Here is a 3,297-nt window from a genome sequence, read left to right on the forward strand (position 1 = left end):
CGTGATGGCGGTGATCTACCTCGTCTTCAACGAGGGCTATGCGGCGACCGCCGGGGAGGACTGGACCCGACCGGACCTCGCCACCGAAGGCATCCGCCTGGCCCGGATGCTCGCCGGGCTCGCCCCCGACGAGCCCGAGGCGCACGGCCTGCAGGCGCTCCTCGAGCTCCAGGCGTCCCGGCTCCATGCCCGGACCGACGCCGCGGGCAATCCCCTGCTCCTCGACGACCAGGACCGCGACCGGTGGGACCGGCTGCTCATCCGCCGCGGCGTCGCCGCCCTGGGCCGGGCCGAGGCGCTGGCCGCTCGCGGCGTGCCGGTGGGGCGCTACTTCCTCCAGGCCCGGATCGCCCACGAGCATGCCCGTACGACGATGCCCGGGGAGACGAACTGGCCGCGCATCGCCGCCCTCTACGACCTGCTCCGCGAAGCCGCGCCCGGCCCGGTCGTGGAGGTGAACCGGGCCGTCGCGCACGGACGGGCGTTCGGCGCCGCGGCCGGGATCGCCGTGCTCGACGCCGTACCCGCGGACGCGCTCGGCTCGTCCCCGTTGATTCCGAGCGTGCGCGGCGACCTGCTCAGCCGGTCCGGGGAGCACAGCGGCGCGGCCGAACAGTTCGACGAAGCGGCCCGGCGGACCCGGAACGACGCGGAACGACTCCTGCTGCAGGGCCGGGCGTCACGGAGCAGGTCCGCGCAGTAGGGTCCCGCTCATGAGCAACCAGCCGAGCTTCGAACAACTCGTCACCCTCCCTGCCTACGCCGAGCAGCCGGTGCCGATGGCGTTCGAGGACAGCAACGGACACCTCAACGTGCGCCACTACCTGGGCATCGGCAGCGAAGGCCTCGACGAGTCGCTGCTCGAGGTGGGCATCCCGTTCAACTGGCCGGCCACGACCGGCCTCGTGGTGCTCTCGGCCGAGCACCACCTGACCTACCTGCACGAGCTGCGCACCGGCGACCTGATGTCGGTCCGGGTCCGCCTCCTGGGCCGTTCGGACCGCGCCGCCCACGCGCTCGTCTACGTCCTCGACGACGTGAACAAGCGCGTGGCGTGCGTGTTCGAGGAGATCCTGCTCTGCGTGAAGCTCGACCCCCGCGGTGCCGCTCCGTGGCCCGAGGAGATCGCCGCGAACCTCGACGCACGCGTCGCCGAGCACGCTGCCCTGCCGTGGGAGCCCGCGACGTCCGGCTGCCTCGGCCTGCGCTGAGCCCTACTCGTTCTCGACGAGCACCCGGATGCTCGGCAGCTGCGCGAGCGCGTTGATCACGACCGAGAAGACCAGCAGGGCGATCGCCCAGTCCTCGTGACCGGCGTCCCACAACGCCAGCGACGCCAGCCCGAACACGATGACCTTGGCCAGCGGCCGCACCCAGCTTCCGCCGTACGGCGCCCGGGGCGACGCGAAGGCGTACCAGACCGTCATCGCGGCGCCGGGGAGCAGCCACACGAGCAACGCCCGCGGATCGTGCTGCCAACCCCACACGCCGAAGGCCGCCATGGCCAGCAGCTCGTCGACGAACACCAGTGCCAGCACCGACCACCCGAAAATCGCGTTCACCCCCCGAATCATGCCCGAGGGGTGAACGCGGCGACCTGTGCCTGACGTGGCCAGGCGTGCGGCGGTCAGCGCCAGACGCGGACCCAGTCGACCTGCATCGTTGCGGTGGTCGGCGTCGACGCGGTGGGGAGGTTCCACCCGGATCCGAAGACCTGCGTCATGACCAGGTAGAACGGCTTGTCGAACGGCTGGGACCCGGTCAGGGGCGCCTCCGGCGTCCAGGAGTGCGAGAAGCAGAGGTTGCCGTCGTAGAAGAACCGCATCACGGTGGGCGTCCACTCGACGCCGTAGCGGTGGAACCCGGAGTCGGCGCCCGGGACCGGGCAGTTGAAGCCGGTGCTCGAGAACTGGTCCTCGCCCTCGTAGTGGACCGACGGGTAGACCGTGGTCGGGTCGCCCGTGAACCACTCGGCCACGTCGATCTCGCCCGACTTCGGCCAGCCGCCGTAGGTCTGGTCCTGCGGGTAGAGCCAGAGCGCCGAGTGGACGCCCGGCGCGGTCGCCACAGGGAACTTCGCACGGAAGTCGAAGCGGCCGTAGGTCTGTGCGAACTTGCCCCAGCTCGCCACCGTCGACGTGGTCTTCGTCGCCTGGAAGTCACCGTACGGGCTCTTGCAGGTGAACGGCTCCGGCTGGATGCGCGAGGTCAGCGACAGGACGCCGTCGGCGACCTTCACGTGGTCGGCGTTGTTGACGTAGCAGCCGTCCGTGCCCGCGGGCATCCCGCTGAGCGCCGTGTCCTGGACCATCCACTTCGTGGAGTCCAGCGAGGTGCCGTTGAAGTCCTCCTCGAACGAACAGGCGTACTTCCCACCCGTCACCTTCAGCGGCTTCTCGCCGCCGCACGACAGCCGGGTCGGCGGGCCCGCCGCAGTGGGCTCCGCGCCCACGATCGTCATCGTCGCCAGGGCGGCACTCGCCGCGACCAGTGTGCCAATGATGCGTGCGCGAATCATGGTGCTTCCTCGTTCCCCCAGAGCATCGCCGGTGTGCCGACGATCGCCTCGGACTGAATCTTGGCGGAGTCCGGAGGTGGCCCGACAGGGACTCCGGGTCTCGGACGCATGGCCCGTTCGGACTACGTCCGGGCGGCAAGCGGACCTCAGCGCCAGACGCGCACCCAGTCGACCTGCAGGGTCGACACAGCGGGCGTCGACGCGGACACGGCGTTCCACAGTTGTCCGACCACCTGGTTCATGACCAGGTAGAACGGCTTGTCGAACGGCCGCGACCCCGACAAGGGGGACGCAGCGATCCACGAGTGGATGTGGCAGACCTTGCCGTCGTACAGGAAGCGCATCGATGTCGGCGTCCACTCGACGGCATAGCGGTGGTACGCCGTCGAGGCCGTGGGCACCGTGCAGTCGTGCCCCGTGCCCTTCTTGTTCTCGCCGCCGTAGTGGACGGACGGGTAGACCTTGGTGGGACGCGCGCTGAACCACTCCGCGACATCGACCTCACCGGAGTGCGGCCAACTGCCGTAGGTGTTCTCCTGGGGATAGAGCCACAGTGCCGAGTGCGCTCCGGCGACCGTCGCGCTGGGGAACCGCGCCCGGAACTCGAACCGACCGTAGGTCTGGGCGAACCGCTTCGTGCTGGTCACCGCTCCTGCCGTCGACTTCGCGCTGTAGATGCCGAACGGCTGCTTGCAGGCGAAGCGCTCCAGGCGCGAGGCCAGGTTGAGCGTCCCGTTCGCCACGAGCACGTTCTGGGGCCGGTTCACGTAGCACCCCGT

5 protein-coding genes are annotated in these 3,297 nt (G+C 70.1%); 2 read left to right on the forward strand and 3 right to left on the reverse strand.

Annotated elements, in window-relative coordinates; genetic code table 11:
- A partial coding sequence (locus ACOADB_RS26020) for a DUF6596 domain-containing protein (RefSeq protein WP_378605809.1) occupies window positions 1-703 on the forward strand: 703 nt, incomplete at its 5' end.
- A 10-nt stretch (window positions 704-713) separates the two neighbouring features.
- A complete protein-coding gene (locus ACOADB_RS26025; protein WP_378605812.1) occupies window positions 714-1,211 on the forward strand; it encodes a thioesterase family protein in 498 nt (165 codons plus the stop codon).
- 3 nt (window positions 1,212-1,214) lie between these two features.
- On the opposite strand, the gene ACOADB_RS26030 is transcribed toward ACOADB_RS26025, so the two are convergent.
- From ACOADB_RS26030 to ACOADB_RS26040, 3 genes are all read right to left on the reverse strand, one after another.
- On the reverse strand, window positions 1,215-1,562 hold the full coding sequence (locus ACOADB_RS26030; protein WP_378605815.1) for a YrdB family protein: 348 nt from the start codon (window positions 1,560-1,562) through the stop codon (window positions 1,215-1,217).
- 65 nt (window positions 1,563-1,627) lie between these two features.
- Window positions 1,628-2,518: a glycoside hydrolase family 16 protein gene (locus ACOADB_RS26035; protein WP_378605818.1), complete on the reverse strand. Its 891-nt coding sequence runs from the start codon at window positions 2,516-2,518 to the stop codon at window positions 1,628-1,630.
- A 146-nt stretch (window positions 2,519-2,664) separates the two neighbouring features.
- The coding region (locus tag ACOADB_RS26040) for a glycoside hydrolase family 16 protein (RefSeq protein WP_378605821.1) at window positions 2,665-3,297 on the reverse strand (633 nt) is incomplete at its 5' end.

This window comes from Nocardioides sp. CPCC 206348, assembly GCF_048654705.1.
Classification (GTDB): domain Bacteria; phylum Actinomycetota; class Actinomycetes; order Propionibacteriales; family Nocardioidaceae; genus Nocardioides.